The organism is Kitasatospora sp. NPDC059973 (assembly GCF_042737525.1).
Classification (GTDB): Bacteria; Actinomycetota; Actinomycetes; order Streptomycetales; family Streptomycetaceae; genus Kitasatospora.
In genome coordinates this window covers 30,695-46,883 of record NZ_JBHWUI010000016.1, presented here as the reverse complement: position 1 = coordinate 46,883, position 16,189 = coordinate 30,695, and the positions used below count along the sequence as shown (strand labels likewise).

The window sequence follows — 16,189 nt, the reverse complement described above, 5'->3', positions numbered from 1 at the left end:
AGACCTCGTGCCACACCCTCCCTCCGATGGCCCGCGGCTGCTGCGGTTCGCCACCGCCGCCGTGGACGTCCACCACCACACGAGCCTTCCTGACCAACTCCCTGCATCCCGAGTCGAGTTGGATGCTCTCCACGCGCACTGCATTGCCCTGTTCCGGCTCGTCGACACCCACACCGCGACCACCAGGCCGCACCAGCCCGCCGAAGCCGACCAGCTCCACGCCGCCCGGATCCGCCTGTGGCAGACCGCGGACGCCCTCCACGCCGCCTACCACCGCGCCCCCCGCGCCGACGGCCGCGAGCCCACCCGCGAAGCCTGCGCACTGCGACTGCCAGAGGGCGCGCCCGACCTGGCCATCTGCCAGCGACACACCCTCGCCTCCGCCCGGATGCGGCGCATCTCCACCCCCGCCGAGCTGCGCGGCACCCCGGCCTCCTCTTCCCGCGCCTGACAGGAGAAACGTTCCTGCGCACCTCCTCCGCCTCACCACTGTTCACCCCCAGCCGCTCAGACCGGGCCTCCCGCCGCCAGGCCCGCCGCGACCTCGCCGGCGCCCGGCGCACCGCCCGCGACAACTCCCGCCCCACGCGCACCCGCACCCGCCGCGAAGAGAACGAGGAACTGCGTCCGTTCTACCCGGCCGGCGGACGCCCCGGCCCCGCCTCCCTGCGCGGCGGCAAGCTCAAGCTCCCCGCCCACCGGATGACCACCGCGACCGCCTCCGGGGCCTATCCGTTCCTGGCCGAGGGCGGCCTCGGCAGCTCCGGCGTCCTCATCGGCCGCGACGTCCACGCCGAGGCGTCGTTCGTTTTCGACCCGTTCGCCCTGTACGGCAAGGTCGAGAACTTTACGAACCCGAACTGCTTGATCGCCGGGGTCATCGGCCAGGGCAAGTCCGCGCTGGCGAAGTCAATTGCCTTGCGCTCCACGGCCTTCGGCTACCGCGTCTACGTGGCGTCCGATCCGAAGGGCGAGTGGACGAGCGTCGCGCAGGCCGTGGGCGGCACCACCATCGCCCTGGGCCCCGGGCTGCCCGGTCGGCTCAATCCGCTGGACGCGGCTGCCGCGCCGGAGGGCATCGACGAGGTGTCCTGGGCCGGCGAGGTCCGCAAGCGCCGCCTCTTGCTGCTCGGCAGCCTGGCCCGGACCGTCCTGCGGCGCGACCTGCGGCCCATGGAGTACACCGGCCTCGACGTCGCGCTGGACACCGCGGTCCAGCAGGCGGCGACTGCAGGCCGGGGGCCTCTGCTCGGCGACGTCGCCACCATCCTCGGCCAGCCCGCCCTGCTGGACGAGGCGCTCGGCGACCCGTCCCGCCGCGTCGGTGAAGCCTCCCAGGACCTCTCCCATGCGTTCCGGCGTCTGATCACCGGCGATCTTGCCGGGATGTTCGACGCGCCGTCCACCGCCGTCTTCGATCCGCGCAGCCCGATGCTGACGATCGACCTGTCCCGGCTCGGCTCCACCGGCGACGACACCGCACTCACCCTCGCGATGACCTGCGCGAGCGCGTGGATGGAGGCCGCCCTCAGCGACCCCAACGGCGGGCGCCGTTGGGTGATCTACGACGAGGCATGGCGCATCATGCGCCACGCGGCGCTGCTGGAGCGGATGCAGGCCCAGTGGAAGCTGAGCCGCGGGCTGGGCATCGCGAACATGTTGATCATCCACCGCCTCTCCGACCTGCTGTCGGCCGGCGACCAGGGCTCCCGTGCCCGCGCGCTCGCCGAGGGCCTGATGACCGACTGCGCCACTCGCGTCATCTACCGCCAGGAGGCCGACCAGCTGGCGGCCACCGCCGGACTGCTCGGCCTGACCGGTGTGGAGACCGCCGCAATCTCCCAGCTCGGCCGTGGACGCGGCCTGTGGAAGGTGGCAGGCCGGTCGTTCATTGTTCAACATCTGCTCCACAAGGCCGAGTTGGAGCTGTTCGATACGGACGCCCGTATGCATGATCCGGGGCATCCGGCGTGAGCCCGCTCGTCGTCACCGTCGGCCGCCGCCCGGACCTGGATCTGCTCGTCGCGGCGGCAGCGGACCGCCGCAGTGCGCAGTTGCTGGAGCAGGCCGGGTTCGTCCGCGACGACGCGCTCGACCTGCACCGCCCGCGCCGGGACACCGCCGCCTCCATCGCCGAGCGGCAGCTTCAGGACGCGAGCCGACTGCTTACCGCCGCCGGCTACGGCGTCACCAGGGTATACAGCGAGACTGAGCAGCGCGCACGTATGCAGAACCGGCCCTCGTGGGTCGAGGACGGTCCGTTGCAGACCACGGGCAGGACTGCGCGGTCGGACCGGGTCACCGCCGACGTCTGCAACGGGCACCTGGTCCTGCTGGCCTCCCACGATTCCCCGTACGAGAGCCGCGAGTTGCTCGGCCGCTACGCCGCCAGCGGCGAGGGTGCCATCTTCTACACGGAAGCTGCAGGCGGGGAGCCGTTCTACGGCATCGGCCGGTACGCGGACCTGGACGCAGCCCTCGCGGCGTGGACGGCCTCCGGCTACTCCGCCGAGGTCCCAGCCGTCGGCCCGCGCCGGGCCGCGGCTCTCAGCTCGTCGCCTTCCCGGCCGGCACGCACCGCCTCCGTGGCGCCGGCCTCTGCCGCTCCGGTGCCGCCACCCGCCGCCCGGGTGCTCCCGCCGTGGCCGACCACCGGCCGCGCATCGCCCCCGTTCTGACCGGTCCGGCGCTCAACTTCCCATCTCTGCTTGGAGATCCATGCCTAACACCCTGACCCGACTGGACGAGCGCCTGGAGGCCGCCACCGGCGACTCGCTCTCCTCCCTGGCCGCCAACGAGGCCCGCGCCGACGCGGCCACCGCCCGCCTCGTCCAGGCTCACCGCACCCTGGTCGCTGCCGAGACCCGCGTCTCGTTCCTGCGCGTCAAGCTGATCAACATCGCTGCGGCGCGCCGCCGGGTGGACGACACCGTCCTCGACCAGCTCGACGCCCAGCTGGAGGCCCTGGAGACCGCTGCCGACCAGCGCGACCAGCTGGAGACGGAGCTGCTGCTCCTGATCCAGGCCCGCGAGGAGGAGGCCGAGCAGGCGGCCGAACGCGAGCGGGCTGCGGCAAGCGCCCCGGCCCGGTCGGTCCTGGTGATCCAGGGCGCTCCCCGGCGCCGATGACCGGGCCGCACGTGGCCTTCGGCTGGGACTTCGACGCGGGCGAGTTCGCCGTCATCCGGGGGCAGCCCCCGCCGATCGCCGGGGAGATCCTCTACCAGGCCGGCTTCTGGTACCGCGCGCCCGAGGTCGAGCAGAACGGGTGGCGCCAACGCCCCAGCGTCGAGGCGCACGACCAGATCCAGCGTGCTGTCGACGCCCTGCGGGCCCTGTCGCAGTCCGGCGTGCCGGTGGCGAACTGGCACCAGCCCGAGCAGCCCCCGACGAAGGTCCTGGCCTACTACGAGTGGCTCCAGTCGGCCGAGCCGTTCCCGGACGCCGACCTGGCCACCGTGACCGCCCGCAGCACCGCGGAACTCGAGCTGCGCGAGGGGCTGGCGGATCCGCTCAGCCGGGAGATCGCGGCCGACGTCCGGGACGGTCGAATCGTCGTCGAGGCGATCCAGAGGTTCGACGACGACCACTGGTGGCTCGCCCGGCTTGCCGAACAGCTCGACCAGGAACGGCCGTTCGTGATGATCCGCTACAACTCGAACGACCGGTACCTGTCCGGAACCGACTGGTGGAACCCCTCCTACGGGGATATGCCGCGCCGCGACTTCCGCGCCCTCTACCAGCGCGACACCGCGCGTCCCGACCCGGCCAGCCTTCGTGCAGCCGCCGCGGTCCGCGCGCCACTGACCCGGATGGCCGCTGCCCCGTCCAGCCCACCGCCGCGAGCACCGACGGAGCCGCCGCCCGGGGCGTCCCGGAGCCGCTGAACACCGATCCCACGGAGCCAACTCGTGCACAACGATGCCGAATCCACCCACCCCTCCCGTGTCACGTTCCGGCGGTTCCGGGAAGCCGGTATCACCGCCACCACGGCCAGCCGGGACCAGGCGGTGCACCAGGCGCTGAAGGACGCCGGATTCGCACTCGGCCTGCCCGCCGCCCCCGAGCGCTACTCGCTCGCGAGCCGGGACGCGGACCAGCAGAACCGCGCCACAGACCGGGCCATCGCAGCCCTCGGCCAGCTCGGCGTCGAGATCGCCGTCCGCAACACCCCGCCCGGTCGCGCGAGCGCCGCCCGCGCCGGGACCAGTCCCACCCGGGTCATCGCCGCGCCCGCAGCTACGGCCGCCGCCGGCCAGGAGCCGGTCCGGTCGACAGCCCGCCGCTGAACCTCCCCTTCCCCGCCTCCACCAGGAGTAGCGCATCACCCCCCATCACGTCGCCATCACCCGAGATCCGCAGTACGGGATCGCCGCCTCCCTGGGCGCCGATGCCGACCCGGCAGCCCGCGAGGTCCTGCTCCGCGCCGGGTTCCGGCCGCTCGCCGACGGCCGTCTGACCATCGACACAGCCCCCAACGAGCAGAACCTCTTCCTCCACGTGCGGCAGACCGTCGCCTTCCTGCGCCACAGCGGGGTCCAGGTCGAGGCCGCCCAGGAGTTCGACTACACCGCGGCCAGCCAGCCCTCGCTGCCGAGCCCGGCCCAAGCCGCCGCCAGTGCGGACGCCGTCGTCCACCTCGCGCCGCCTGTGCCGAGCCTGGCGCACGAGGTGGCCATCGGCCGGCACCCGCAACTGGGCATCATCGCCCGCGTCCCCTTCGTGCAGCCGCACATCAGGCCGGCGCTCGCCGAGGCGGGGTTCGTGCGCCTTCCTCCTCCCAAGTCCGACCTCTTCGCCCTCGACGAGCCGGAGCACGAAGGCGACCGCCGTGCCACCCGCGCGGTCGCCCAGCTGCGTAACCAGGGTGTGCGTGTGGCGACCGACCTCGCCTTCGAGCCCCTGGGCGGCCCGTACGTGCCGACCGATCCGTTCGCCACCCGGCTCATCGCCGCCATGGACCGCACCCCGGCTTCGCCGGAGCCGAGCCCAGCCGCCGAGCAGACCGACCCCTTCGCCACCCGGCTCATCGCCCCCGAGGACCGGACTCAGCCCTCACCCGCGCCATACGCCGCCGGCCAGTCCGACCCGTTCGGAACGGTCGTGCACACCGGGCCGAGCGCCCAGGACCGCGGTGCCGACGCGCTGCTGCACAACCGCGTGGCGATGAACAACGAGGTCGCCGCGAGCCTGCGTGCCATCGACTCCCAGCTGCGCGCCGATCCCGCCAGCATCGATGTCTCCCGGGTGGAATCGGTGATCGCCCAAGCCGACACCGTCCTGGCCGGCAACAGCCGGGACCTCGCCTCCGTCGCTGCCCGGCCCGCCACCGCCGCAGCCCGTCCGGGCCCGGCGAGCCCTCGTGCCCGGGCCGCGCTCGCCACCGGCGGCCGGATCCGCTCCAGCGCCGCCCTCCAGGCGCAGAGCGCCGCTTCCGCCGCAGCCGCCGTCCCCGCCGTCGACCCGCGCATCCAGTGGGCCGCTGGCCACTCGAATTCCCGCTAAGGAGAGCCAACTTGGCCGTCAAGAAGATCTGGTCCGTGGAGCACTCCTGTGGCCACAGCGTCGACCACGACCTGTCGGAACGCCCCGCCGACAAGCGCGCGGGTTTCGCCCGCTGGCTGGCGGAACGCTCCTGCAAGGACTGCTGGCTGGCCGAGCGCCAGTCGGACACCGCCTCGCGTGAAGCCTGGCTGGCCGAGCGGCGTACCGAAGAGCAGCAGGCCGCCACCGAGTGGGCCGCCCAGTTCCGCATGCCCGCCCTGGACGGTCCGCCCAAGGCCGTGCCGTGGGGCGAGCGCAGCCGCCACCAGCTGGTTACCGGCGCCTACCGGGTCCTCGTCGAAGAGGGCGACCTGGACGAGGGCGACTGGCAGGAGATCGAGGACCAGGTGCGCCTGCTCGACAAGGCGACCTGGTGGATCGACCAGCGCGACGCTGCCCCCGGCGACCTGCCCGAGCTGGTGGCCGCCGCGCACGACGCCCGCACCACCGAGAACCCGTACTGAGCCCCGTGACCGAGCGCCTCTTCCACTTCTACGTCGACGGCTCGGAGCACGGCCCTTACCCCGGTCTGGTCGTTCCCCGCGACACCACCGGGCTCATCGGCCCCTACTGCTCTCCGGCCTTCTCCCGGCTCGCTGCGGAGCAGATCGTCGCGGACCTGCAGAAGGACAACTGCGGGCTGACCGCTCGGTGGGACGGCGAGGTGCTCACCTTCGACTGGACGCGCGACTACGACGGTGACGGCGGCACCGAGTTCGTGGCCCCGGACGAGCGCGGTCTGTACCGGATCGGAGGTCGTTGGCCGTGGGACTACGACGGCCCCCTCGACGCCGCCGAGCGTCACCAGGCGGCACTCGCCCGCTCGGCCACCCGGTCAGCTGCCGGTCTGCCACCGAACGCGGAACCGGTCGCGGTGGTCTCAGCCGCCGCGTCCGCGCTGGGAAGGTGACCATGCACCCGGTGATCTCCCGCTACTCCTCGGCGCAGGACCTGATCGCCGGCCTGGCCACGGCGGCAGCCCACCGGGAGCAGCCGCTGCGGCTGGTGGACGCCTGGCGGTCGGTTCCCGAACTCGCCGCGCTCAACCAGCAGGCATTCGTCGCCGAGCTGACCGCCCATCTTCCCCGGGCAACAAGCCCGTCCCAGGCGGTGAGGTCCCGGATGGTGTGGCAGTGCACGCTGCGTACCGACCCTGACAGGGCCCCCGCCCCCGACCACCGGTTCGCCGAGGTCGCCCGGCGGATTCTGGCCGCCACCGGCATCGCCGTACCGGGCGACCCTGCCGCCTGCCGCTGGGTCCTCATCCGCACGGACCCGCACGAGGCCCGCGTCCTGGCCCCGCTGGCGCGCGCCGACCAGAGCCTCGCCGAGACCTCGCGCGACCGCTCCCTCGCCCTGGCCGTGTGCCAGCTGGCCGAGTACGAGGACCGCAACCCCCGCTTCACGGCAGCCCGTTCGGCCCCGGGGCCGCGCGGCACCGTCGTGGCCGCGCCCCCGGCCGTCATCCCGCAGACCGCGGCCCGCCCCCTCCACCGTCCCCTGTAGGAGCCCCGTGCCCACCGACCCCACCCTCGCCCTCGTCGAGGCCGCGGTCGCCCGTGCCAGCGACGCGCTGCGGCAGATCGAGCGACTGGCGCCCGAGCTGACCGCGGAGCACGCCGCCGACGCCGTCCAGTGGCTGGGCCTGCGCCCCGGACCGGCACACCGACTCGCCGCGGCGTTCACCGCCCTGGGCAACCAGCTCGGCACCGAGCTGGGCGACCAGCCAGAGGTCTGGGAGCCCGTTCTCGACGCAGGCTCCCGGATCGCCTCCGCCGGATTCCGCGCGGCGGCCCCGGCCAGCGACCTCCTCATCGGCAGTACCCGCCACCGCGCCGCCACCGCCACCTCCCCGGCCATCCGGACCGCCGGCCCCGCCCCGCAGATCCATGCCGCCCCCGCAGCCGTCACCCCGCACTCCCGGATCGTCGAGCCGCCCCACCGTTGACCCCGGAGAACCCGATGCCCCCCACAGCCGAGGACGAGTTCCTCGTCCGCCCCCGATACCTCGCAGGAGCCGGCGAGACCAGCCGCGTGCTTCAACCGCTGGTCCACGTACACGGCTGGCCGCACCAGAACACCCCGGCCACCGGCCGGATCGCCGCCACCAGCCCCTGCGGCCGGATCGAGGTGGCCGCCGAGATCGCCGTGTTCCACCTGTGGCGAATCACCATCCGGACCCGCCCGCACGACGCGGAACCGCGCTGGTGGGCGACGTTCAGCAAGGAGACCCCGGCCGAGATCGTCGGTGCACTCGTCCAGGCCCTGGCCGCAGACCGGCACGTGGCTCCCGAGGAGATCGTCACGGAGTGGCCCGGCCATCCGACCGCCGGGTGGCGCCCGCTCCTCAAGGCAGGCTGGGCCGCCTCCGACCTGACGGCCGTGTGCTTCCAGGACCCGGACGGCACGGTCTCGATCATCGACGCTCCCGCCGGGCCGGCCACCAGGGTCGTGGACGGCATCCGGTTCACCTCTCCCGATGGCACCGCCTCCCTGACTCACAGGCCCAAGCCGGACAGCCAGTTCGGCGAAGCCATGGGGCCCTGGATGGTCGAGGTCGCCTTCGGTCCGAACTGGAAGGACCAGTGGAGCGCGGTCCTGTCCGCCGCGACCCCGATGCGCTACCTGAACATGCTCACCTCGGCTGTCGTCGACCCGGCCCCGGTCGTCCGGACGTCGTCGCAGATCAGCAGCGCCACCCGTGCAGCCGCCGCGACTCGCCCGGCGCCGCCTCGGTCCCGCAACCCCTTCGCCTATGTCGAGGCCGAGTTCGCCAGGTCCGACCCCCGCCATCCGACTCAGGGCCACCCTCGCCGCTGACCAGAAAGGCCCCCCGTCCTGACTGCCCCGATCGCAGCCGGGCGGCCAACTCCCCTCCCCCGTAAGGATCCACCCCCTGCCCGCCACCCCGAAAAGCCCCTCGCAGAGTCCGGGCACCGACGCCCTGCTCTACGCCCTGATAGGTGCAGGCGCCGCCCTCGCCGTCTTCGGCTCCCTCGCCTGGATCGGCGGCAACACCGCCAACTCCCTGACCGGAAGCGGCCCCTGGCACGCCCCCTTCGAGCCGGTCACCGCCGCGCTGCACCCCGGCCAGCTCTACCCGCACCTGTCGTCGCCGGCGCTGCTGATCGCCACCCGCGTCGTCCCCGGCATCGCCGCGCTCGCCCTCGCCGCCACCGGCCTGTGGCTGTGGTCCCGGCACCGGAGCAAGCCCAGCGGCCTCGCCACCTCCCGCGACCTCGCACCGCTGCTGCCCGCCGAGATCACCGCCAAGGCACGCGACCTGCGCCCGAGTCTCGCGGACTGTAAAAGACCGGGCAATCCGCCCCGACGAGAGCGGGTTGCTGCTCGGCAACCTCGCGCCGTCCGGCCCGGAGGTCCGCGCCTCCTGGGAGGACGTGTGCGTCGCCATCATGGCGCCGCGAAGCGGCAAGACCACCAGTTTGGCCGTCCCGGCGATCCTGCGGGCCCCCGGCCCCGTCCTGCTGACCAGCAACAAAGCCGCGAGGGATGCCTACACCGCGACCTTGGAGGCGCGGTCCGAGGCCGGCCGGGTCTGGACCATGGACCCGCAGGGCATCGCTCACACCCCGCAGGGCATGTGGTGGGACATCCTGGCCGACGCCAAGGACCTCCCCGGTGCCCGCCGCCTCGCCGGGCACTTCGTCGCCGCGGCGGTCAACGAAAGCTCCCAGGGGGATTTCTGGAGCACCGCCGCCCAGAACACCTTGTGCGCGCTTTTCCTGGCCGCCGGATGTGACCGGCGTCCGATCACGGATGTTCTGAAGTGGCTTGCGGTGCCGTCCAACCGGACGCCCATCGACATTCTCCGCGACCACAAGCTGCTCGCTATCGCGGACCAGCTGCAGGGCACCGTTTCCGGTGCCGTCGAAACTCGCGACGGAATCTATGAAACCGCCCGCCAGTACGCGGCTTGCCTGCTCGACCCGAAGATCTCCCGGTGGGTCACCCCGAATCCTGACCTACCTCAGTTCAAGCCCGAGGAATTCGTAACCGACCAGGACACTCTCTATCTGCTGTCCAAGGACGGCGGTGGATCTGCGGGCGCCCTTATCGCTGCGGCAGCGGACTCCGTGATGCGTACCGCGGTCATCGAGGCCGAGCGCGCCGGCGGACGGCTCGATCCTCCGCTGCTCGCGATCCTCGACGAGGCCGCGAATGTCTGCAAAATCTCGGACCTCCCCGACCTGTATTCCCATCTGGGGTCACGCGGGGTCATCCCGATCACCATTCTGCAGTCGTACCGCCAGGGCCAGAAGGTTTGGGGCGAAGCCGGAATGGACGCGATGTGGTCCGCCGCCACGGTCAAGGTCGTGGGCTCCGGAATCGACGACGCCGATTTCGCGGACAAGCTCTCCCGACTGGTCGGCGACCACGATGTCGAAACCGTGTCGCACTCCACATCGGAATCCGGGCGGTCCACCTCGACCAGCATGCGCCAGGAACGCATTCTGCCGCCGGACCAGATCCGCGCGCTGCGCAAGGGCACCGCGCTGCTGTTCGCCACCGGCATGCGCCCCGCCATGCTTGACCTGCGGCCTTGGTACAAGGAGCCGGGCGCTGGAGCGATCGGCAAGGCGTCCTCCCGCCAGACCGACCTCATCACCGAGCGGGCCCTCGCCGCGGCGGGTGAGGCCGCGTGACTGTCACTCCCGGACCCGCCAGCCGAATTTTGTCTCTCGGCGCCGGCGTGCAATCCACTACGCTTCTCCTGCTGTCCGCGCTCGGCGAGCTGCCGAAACTCGACTACGCCATTTTCGCCGATACCGGCTGGGAGCCCGCGGCCGTTTACCGGCATTTGGACGACGTGGAGCACCGGGTCGCCCGCCCCGCCAACATCCCGATCCTGCGAGTAGCCTCGGGCAATATTCGAGAGGACGCCCTCGACCCGGGCCACCGATTCGCCTCCATGCCCCTTTACATCCTGAACCAGGACGGCAGTCCTGGAATGACCCGGCGCCAATGCACCGGCGAATATAAGATAAAGCCGATTAAGCGGGAAGTGCGCCGAATTCTCGGCTACCCCTACCCGGTCCGAGTGCCGCGCGGAGTGTACGTCGAGCAGTGGATCGGGATCTCGACGGATGAATTCCATCGCGCCAAGGACTCGGATGTCAAGTATACCCGCCACAGCTTCCCCCTTATCGACCTGGGGCTGTCGCGCGAGGACTGCCTGAAGCTCCTTGCCGACCACGGCTGGGCGTCCACCCCGAAGTCCGCGTGCCTTGGCTGTCCATTCCATGGGAATGCCCAGTGGAGGCAGATCCGTGACGGATCGCCTGCAGAATGGGCTGACGTCGTGGAGTTCGATGCCGCGATCCGCGCGGGCAATGCGCGGGCGAATTCCGAGGGGCGTCCTCTACTGGGGCAGGCTTATCTGCACCGTTCGCGCCAGCCGCTGTCCGTTGCCCCGATCGACCGACTCAGCCGCGCCGAGCTCCGTGCCTTGGAGCAGCTCACGCCGGCGGACGACGAGCTGGAGAACGGTCCCGAGGACGGATGCTCCCCGTTCAGCTGTCGCTCGGGAGAGGCGGTCGCGTGACTGCCCCTGCCACCAACGCCTCTCATCTGGACCGCCTGCACCGCGCCGGCCAGGACTCCGAACTCGCGGCCGTCCTCGACTCGGCGGAGGAGGGCCTCCTCGCTCCGCTCCACCAGTTCCTGGAGCACGCCGCAGAGGTCTTCCGCCAGCGGGGCGACCTCCGGTCGGCCGACGCCCTCGACGCCCACAAGGCAACAATCGAGGAGGTCGGCAACGAACTCCACGACCTCGCCGAGGACTTGGCCGCCCCTCCTCGCACGGGCCGCGCCGCCGCCGCGACCTCCACCACGGTCCGCGCCGCCGCTGCCGCCTCGGAGCCTGCGCCTACCTCAACGCCGCCCCCGCGTCCGGTCCGTACGCGCTGACCGTCTCCCCCATTCCCACCAGGAGGTACCGCATGTCTCCCTGGATCGAGTCCGTCGACCAGGCGGAGGCCCTGCGCCTGATCTGCCCCCTACCGGACGGCACCGTCGTCGGGCTGCGGCAGGTGGCCCGCCGCGGCGACATGGTCATTGCCGCCGAACTGGCCCAGACCATTCGAGAGGACACCTGGAGCGGCGTCCGCATCCGTGTCGTCTCCCCGTCCGCCGGACCGGTCGACGCCAACTGGTTCGGCTTCGCGAAGCACGGTGTCTTCAACGAGATTCACCGCGCACCCTCCGCGCGCGACGGCGGTGGCGAACTCACCCGCTACAACGCCGACGTGATGCTGATCCCCGAGGGCATCGACGCCTTCCGCCTTCGCGACGCCGTTGCCGAGTACACCGCTGTCTTCGCACCGCCGCCTCCAGCGGAGTTCACCGCATCCGCCCACCTGGGCGCCGTCTTCAGCATGGCCCGCCGGCTGGACCACCTCGGCTCGATCAAGCCGGAGACCCTGGCCGGCCGGGCCTTCGAGTACGCGGAAGTCCTGCGGGACGTCGCGGGAGAGATCCACCGCGACCTGCTGCCGCTCACAGGAGAGCGGCGCGCTGCCGACAACGCGCCGGTCGAGGTAGCCGAGGGGCTGGCCGCGCTGCGCAAGCTCCGCGCCGCGATGACGACCCTCGCCCACAGTGCCGACGAGGCCGCCCACCCCGGCTTCGCGGACGTGTTCAGGGAGCATGCGGAGGACCTGGACGCGATCGACAACGAGATCACCGCCGACCTCGCGGCGGACCGCGCCGCTTCGGGCGGAGCCCGCGTCGGCGCTGCGCTTCGCGCCTCCGCCGCGCCGGCACCCTCCCGGTCGGCTGCCAGCACCCCGTTGTCCATCTCGGAGCCCGACCGGCCGCAGGAGCGGGGGCGACGCTGAGCTACCGATACCCGGAGATCCCGCCGCGCGACTTCCAGCCGCGCCTGTCCACGGCCGGCGACCTGCGTTGGCCCACCGAGGGTCCACAGATGGGCCCGTGGACGCACGAGCAGCTCGTCTCCCTCGCCCATCCCTGGCCCGTGGCCTGGTTGTTCCCGCCCCGCCCCGGCGATCGTCAACGGGTTGTCAACTTGTTCGCCGGGCCTGGCGGTTGGGAGCAGGGCCTGCGGGTCCTGGACCCTTCGGGGTTCGACGTGGTCGGCGTCGAGATCGGCTGGGACGCCTCGGCGACCGCCGTCGCGGCCGGGCACCGGCGCATCGTCGCCGACGTGCGGACCCTCGACCCGGTCCACCCCGCGCTGCGGTACGTCGAGGGCCTCACGGTCAGCGCCCCGTGCCAGGTCTGGTCACCTGCCGGCAAGCGCGAGGGCCACCAGGAACGCAACATCGAGTTGCTGCTCGACACCCTCACCATGGCGTGCGAGGCGACCTTCGGGCACTACCACGACACCGGGGAATGCGAGGCTGCCGACACCTGCGGCATCTGCTCCGACCCCGACTGGGACGGCTACAACGGGTTCACCGGGCCGCTGCTGACCTTCGACGAGGCACGCTCCCTGGTCCCGCAGATGAGCGACGAGCGCATCGGGCTGATCGCCGAGTCGCTGATCTGGTCGCTGGGGCTCACCGCCCGCTACGACAACCTCCGTTGGATGGCGATGGAGCAGAGCAGTGCTCTGCCGGAGGTGGTGCTGGAGGCCATCTCGGAGGAGCTGCAGATAGCCGACTGGTGCTCGGCCGACTACCAGGTCCTTGATGCCGCCGACGTCGGTGTCGCCGCCCACCGGCGGCGCGTCTACCTCGTGGCCGGGCGTCACCACTACGTCAACCTGCAGGCCATGCAGCCCGCCGAGCTGGTCCCCGGCCGCACCCTCGCCGAGGCCCTCGGCTGGCCGGAAGGCGTGCGCGTCAACACCCGCGGCAACCGGCGGACTTCCGGCGGCAACGAGTTCTCGGCCGACCGCACCGCTCCCGGCACCACCAGTAAGATCCGCGGCTGGTACTGGTCTGACAACAAGGACCGGAAGTACACGGTGCCGGAGGCGGCGCTCACCGTCGCCATGCCGGCCGACTACCCGTGGACCGGCTCCCGATCGTCCGCCTGCCAGCAGCTCGCCGACATTGTGATCCCCACCGAGGCCGCGCGTGTGGTCGGCGGCGCGATCCTGCACAAGGACTGGGAGCGGCCTGTCTCCCAGTACCTGGAGACGATCTACAGCCCCGAGAGCCTGGCTCTGGCAGCCCCGGCCGCCGCCGAGCCGTTGTCGCCCCGGGTGACCGCGGCCACCTCCAGCGGCACCGCGCAGGTGCAGATGCTGCCCGGCTTCGACGACCTCTTCGTCGCAGCCGCACCCACCGCTCGCAGCCGGGCGGCCCGCCCCCGGTGACCCTTCCCCGGCTCCGGCACAGGCCCCACGCCGGAGCCGGGGACGACCGCTACCCCCTCCACTACTTACGGAGACCGACCATCGACCGCACTCCTGACCGCCCGCCCGTCGTACCGGACCGGTCGTCCGGGCCCGGCGCCTGGGCCGCCTACCAGTCCGCGCTCTCCCGCTACGCCGCGCGACAGGCCGCTGTCCGCCAGGCGCTCAGCGCCGACAGGCGGGCCCCGATCGAACCTCCGCGGCCCCTCCCCTCACCCCGCCGCCGCAGCTCAGGCCGCTGAGTTCTTCCTCGCTCGACCATCCCACCAACCTCCGCGACTCGTAACGGACTTGTTCACAGTGCACCCTCCTCTGCTGCCTCCCGCGGTGCCGCCGCGCCCCCGCCCCGGCGCACACACCGACGCACCGCCCTCCCTTCCGATCTCGCGAATCGACGGGCGCTGGCATCTGACCGTCGGCCTGGGCCACGTCCCGATCGAGGACGACGCCCTCACACGCGACCTGGAGGCCCTCGCTGCGCTCCTCGCTCCCCCCGCCTCACCCGGGCGGCGCCTGTGAGCGTCGACAGCCCTGGCCTCAGCCCGCAGCTGGAGGCCGAGCAGGCGGTACTCGGTGCCTGCCTCCTCGTTCCCGGCCAACTGGACTCGCTGCGGAGCTGGTTGGAACCCCGGCACTTCCTGCGCCCGGCCCACGGTCAGTTCTTCGCGGTCCTGCTCGCCCAGCGCGACGAGACGCCGCTGCCGACCACCAGCGACCAGCACCGCGACTGGGCACTGCGGGCGATGGCGTCAGGCTCGCGCACCATCCCGGGCTTCAGCGCCAGCTACGGACAGTCCCTGATCTCGGCGTGCCCGGCAGCGGACCACGCCACCGCGTACGGGCGGATGGTGCTGGAGACCGCGGTGCGCCGCGCCCTGGAACAGCACGCCCACCGGCTGCTGGCCGCCTCCGAAAGCGGCTCCGTCCGCTCCACCATCGACCTGACAACCGCGCTGCACACGGTGATCGACCAGCTCACGACGGCCTGGGGAACCATCGACGTCCGATCGACGAAGCCGCTGCCCGCGCCGGACGCCCAGGCCGGCCCCCGATCCGGACGCGCCGCAGCGGCAGCCCGCGACAACGAGCGCATGCTGCTGGCCTCGCTGATCGAATCGCCCGCCCGGATCAGCGAGACCGCCACCTGGCTGACCGACAGCGACTTCATAGCCCCGGAGCACGGCGCGGTCTACAAGGCCCTGACCGCCCTGGCGCACCGCGGCGAGCCCGTGGACGAGCTCACCGCCCTGTGGGAGGTGCAGCGGCGCGGAGCCCTGGCCTCCGGGACAACCACGGTCGAACAGGTCCGGAGCCTGCTGGCACCGGGCATGCCGGGAGATCCGGACTACTGGGCCGAACGCGTCCTGCGAGCCTCGCTCCTGCGCGCCTCGGCCACCTCCGCGGGGATCGTCCGGGTCCTGGCGCTGGACGCCTCCGTCTCCGCCGGCACCCTCCTCGGCGACTCGCTGCGCGCCCTGGAGCCCGCCGACCGGCTGCAGCAGCGCCACCGAGCCGCCCTCGGGTCCACCGGTCCGGAGAGGCGCGGGCCCATTGTCCTGGGCGCCCGCCGCCAAGCAGCCACCCGCACTACCGCCGTCGGGCCGGACCGATCCGCCCGGCCCGCCGCCGAACCCTCCCCTCCACGCCGCTGACTCCCGAGCAGAGACCTCATGCCCCTACCTGTCCCCAACTCCAGCGCCGCCCAGCGGCTGCGCGCTGCGGCCGACCACGCCGAGGCGCTGGAGACCGCGCTTCCCCGCGCCTACCGCGAGGAGGGCGTGCCGGCCCTCCCCGAACTGGCCGGTCACGCCGACGCGATCGACGAGCACCGCCGCTCCGTCCTGGACACCGCCGTCGTCCTGGCCGCGCGCCCACACCCGGCCACGGCCGAGCGGGTCGAGGCCCGAGCGCTCGCCGCGGCAGCCGAACGGCTGGCTCGGGCGGGCGCGGCGATCAGCCGCGGCGCTGCCATGGCCGCCCGCCTGCACGAAGTCGAAGGCGTCGGCGGCCCAGCCGCCGAGGAGACCCGCGAGCGCGCCACCCGGCACGTCAACCACTCCCTCTCCCACACCCGCATCGCCATCCGCGAGACCGTGGAGCAACTACGCGCCGAGGCGACCCGGTTGTCGCTCACCACACCGTCCGGGCGCGGCCCGGCGGCCGTCGCGCGCTCTGCCGACCGCGGGGCCCGCATCATCGCCGCCCCTCCCACGCGCCCCGCCGACCAGCAGCACGCGGCCGGCCGACGCCGCTGACCCCGGAGTCACCCTGACCAGCACAACCCACACCTCCATCCGCGAC

The 16,189-nt window shown here is 72.5% G+C and carries 18 protein-coding genes and 1 pseudogene; all 19 read left to right on the top strand.

What is annotated here, in order from left to right:
• The first annotated feature begins 7 nt into the window (after positions 1–7).
• The 19 genes and pseudogenes from ACFWA9_RS07270 (at position 8) to ACFWA9_RS07180 (ending at position 16,143) form a co-directional block, all read left to right on the top strand.
• Positions 8–451 carry a DUF6238 family protein gene (locus ACFWA9_RS07270; protein ID WP_380384055.1) on the top strand — a complete coding sequence of 148 codons (444 nt, stop codon included), beginning with the start codon at positions 8–10 and terminating at the stop codon, positions 449–451.
• Positions 448–1,974, top strand: coding sequence for an ATP-binding protein (locus ACFWA9_RS07265; RefSeq protein ID WP_380384113.1), 1,527 nt, complete (start codon positions 448–450; stop codon positions 1,972–1,974). Before ACFWA9_RS07270 ends, ACFWA9_RS07265 begins: the two co-directional genes overlap by 4 nt.
• Positions 1,971–2,678: a hypothetical protein gene (locus ACFWA9_RS07260; protein WP_380384052.1), complete on the top strand. Its 708-nt coding sequence runs from the start codon at positions 1,971–1,973 to the stop codon at positions 2,676–2,678. Before ACFWA9_RS07265 ends, ACFWA9_RS07260 begins: the two co-directional genes overlap by 4 nt.
• A 40-nt stretch (positions 2,679–2,718) precedes the next feature.
• Positions 2,719–3,129, top strand: coding sequence for a hypothetical protein (locus ACFWA9_RS07255; protein WP_380384049.1), 411 nt, complete (start codon positions 2,719–2,721; stop codon positions 3,127–3,129).
• A complete protein-coding gene (locus ACFWA9_RS07250) occupies positions 3,126–3,887 on the top strand; it encodes a hypothetical protein (protein WP_380384046.1) in 762 nt (253 codons plus the stop codon). The genes ACFWA9_RS07255 and ACFWA9_RS07250 overlap by 4 nt, the downstream gene beginning before the upstream one ends.
• A gap of 24 nt (positions 3,888–3,911) precedes the next feature.
• Positions 3,912–4,289, top strand: coding sequence for a hypothetical protein (locus ACFWA9_RS07245; RefSeq protein WP_380384044.1), 378 nt, complete (start codon positions 3,912–3,914; stop codon positions 4,287–4,289).
• 211 nt (positions 4,290–4,500) lie between these two features.
• Positions 4,501–5,505: a hypothetical protein gene (locus tag ACFWA9_RS07240; RefSeq protein ID WP_380384041.1), complete on the top strand. Its 1,005-nt coding sequence runs from the start codon at positions 4,501–4,503 to the stop codon at positions 5,503–5,505.
• 11 nt (positions 5,506–5,516) lie between these two features.
• Positions 5,517–6,008, top strand: coding sequence for a hypothetical protein (locus tag ACFWA9_RS07235; protein WP_380384038.1), 492 nt, complete (start codon positions 5,517–5,519; stop codon positions 6,006–6,008).
• A gap of 5 nt (positions 6,009–6,013) precedes the next feature.
• Positions 6,014–6,454: a hypothetical protein gene (locus ACFWA9_RS07230; protein WP_380384035.1), complete on the top strand. Its 441-nt coding sequence runs from the start codon at positions 6,014–6,016 to the stop codon at positions 6,452–6,454.
• On the top strand, positions 6,451–7,050 hold the full coding sequence (locus ACFWA9_RS07225) for a hypothetical protein (protein ID WP_380384032.1): 600 nt from the start codon (positions 6,451–6,453) through the stop codon (positions 7,048–7,050). The genes ACFWA9_RS07230 and ACFWA9_RS07225 overlap by 4 nt, the downstream gene beginning before the upstream one ends.
• A 7-nt stretch (positions 7,051–7,057) precedes the next feature.
• A complete protein-coding gene (locus ACFWA9_RS07220; RefSeq protein ID WP_380384029.1) occupies positions 7,058–7,492 on the top strand; it encodes a hypothetical protein in 435 nt (144 codons plus the stop codon).
• 14 nt (positions 7,493–7,506) lie between these two features.
• Entirely contained in the window at positions 7,507–8,364 is an 858-nt protein-coding gene (locus ACFWA9_RS07215; RefSeq protein WP_380384026.1) for a DUF317 domain-containing protein, read from the top strand.
• A gap of 76 nt (positions 8,365–8,440) precedes the next feature.
• Positions 8,441–10,208: pseudogene (locus tag ACFWA9_RS07210) on the top strand (type IV secretory system conjugative DNA transfer family protein).
• A 47-nt stretch (positions 10,209–10,255) separates the two neighbouring features.
• Positions 10,256–11,107, top strand: a complete 852-nt coding sequence (locus ACFWA9_RS07205) for a hypothetical protein (RefSeq protein WP_380384111.1) — start codon at positions 10,256–10,258, stop codon at positions 11,105–11,107.
• Positions 11,104–11,472, top strand: a complete 369-nt coding sequence (locus ACFWA9_RS07200) for a hypothetical protein (RefSeq protein ID WP_380384024.1) — start codon at positions 11,104–11,106, stop codon at positions 11,470–11,472. The genes ACFWA9_RS07205 and ACFWA9_RS07200 overlap by 4 nt, the downstream gene beginning before the upstream one ends.
• Positions 11,473–11,504: 32 nt before the next feature.
• Entirely contained in the window at positions 11,505–12,401 is an 897-nt protein-coding gene (locus ACFWA9_RS07195) for a hypothetical protein (protein WP_380384021.1), read from the top strand.
• A 191-nt stretch (positions 12,402–12,592) separates the two neighbouring features.
• A complete protein-coding gene (locus ACFWA9_RS07190; protein WP_380384019.1) occupies positions 12,593–13,849 on the top strand; it encodes a DNA cytosine methyltransferase in 1,257 nt (418 codons plus the stop codon).
• A gap of 554 nt (positions 13,850–14,403) precedes the next feature.
• Positions 14,404–15,540, top strand: coding sequence for a DnaB-like helicase N-terminal domain-containing protein (locus ACFWA9_RS07185; protein WP_380384016.1), 1,137 nt, complete (start codon positions 14,404–14,406; stop codon positions 15,538–15,540).
• An 18-nt stretch (positions 15,541–15,558) separates the two neighbouring features.
• A complete protein-coding gene (locus tag ACFWA9_RS07180) occupies positions 15,559–16,143 on the top strand; it encodes a hypothetical protein (RefSeq protein WP_380384013.1) in 585 nt (194 codons plus the stop codon).
• The last annotated feature ends 46 nt before the right edge of the window (positions 16,144–16,189 follow it).